This window comes from Variovorax sp. OV084 (genome assembly GCF_900111625.1).
Classification (GTDB): Bacteria; Pseudomonadota; Gammaproteobacteria; order Burkholderiales; family Burkholderiaceae_C; genus Variovorax.
On the sequence record NZ_FOII01000058.1, the window covers coordinates 1 to 1208 of the forward strand.

The window sequence follows — 1208 nt, forward strand, 5'->3', positions numbered from 1 at the left end:
GGGCCCAAAAGAGACGTCCCCGATCCTCGATAGCAGACATCCGAAAGACGTTGTACTGGCCTACTCAGGCTGCGTTCTCCGCTAGGATCCTTCGAGCGATCTCATCAACCCCTTCCTCGCTTTCTCCTGGGCTCGGGTTCAAGGCCAGGCGCAAAAGGTACGGCCCGACGGCCACTGCGAGCCTGGGTGACGGAGCGACAAGTTTGTCGAGCACCCAGTACTTCCAGATATGGTCTTCAGACTCGAAGATCATGCACAGATGAGGTGCCAGTGGTTCACCTATGCCAGCCAGAAAGGGAATCAAGACCTTCGCAACAGGCCAGTTGATGTCTTGCATCCAAGCGATCAACTCAGGGAGAAGCGCGTCGACAGCCGGATAGCCAAGAGCGACGATCGCTTCGGCCTTCGGCAGGTCGTGCTTGTCGACCGGCAATAAGTGGGCCATCTTCTTAGGCAATGAGTTCTCCCGCATGTTCAACAGCCACTACTGTCTGACAACAGTAGCTCGACCGACCGAACTGGAGAGCGATCACTCGACCCCCTGCGACCATTTAAGAGATCCTGCGGCCCAAGCCGTGCCTTCCGCATACGCGACGGCCTCGGCAAGCGTGGGGAAAACCGCGGACGCGTGTACGGGATATGTACTTGGTGACACTGGAGACGCCCACTGGACATCGAAACCAGCGACCAAGGAGTCGTTGCAGATTTCTGGTGGATCTTGGCGGTCTCCTGTGCCGTAGCGGACGTTGCACTGCACGACACGAACACCCGTAGGAATTTGTCCGTCGTACAGCCATGTACCCTCTCTTGCGATTGCCTTCATGGTCAGTTTGGATGTCTGCTCGTGGCCGACTATAGTCGGCCGAACTGTGCAGCTCATGACTGCCTTTTTGCCTCACTTCAATATGCTGTTGGCAACAAAGCCGACACCGCAGGCATGACAGTAGAACCCGGGGACAAACTGCTGCAAGGGCGCCTTCTGCAGGTTCTCGGTGCTGCACTCGTCGATGGCCAACTGGTCACGCCGCCTATAGCCGGCTCGCTCCTCATCGGGAAACAGCAGGCGTGGACTAGCTCTACCGATGAGAACAAGCTTCGCCTTGACTTGCGCATCGCTGTGACATCGAGGGCATGAGTTCGCTGCTGGCGGCGAAGAAGGCATAAAACTCTCAGATTGGTTGATGACGGCGAGAGGCGGCTATTGGCCG

1 protein-coding gene is annotated in these 1208 nt (G+C 57.4%); it reads right to left on the reverse strand.

What is annotated here, in order from left to right; genetic code table 11:
* Positions 1-64: 64 nt before the first annotated feature.
* Positions 65-457, reverse strand: coding sequence for a DUF5071 domain-containing protein (locus tag BMW87_RS34605; protein ID WP_177192932.1), 393 nt, complete (start codon positions 455-457; stop codon positions 65-67).
* Between the last annotated feature and the right edge of the window lie 751 nt (positions 458-1208).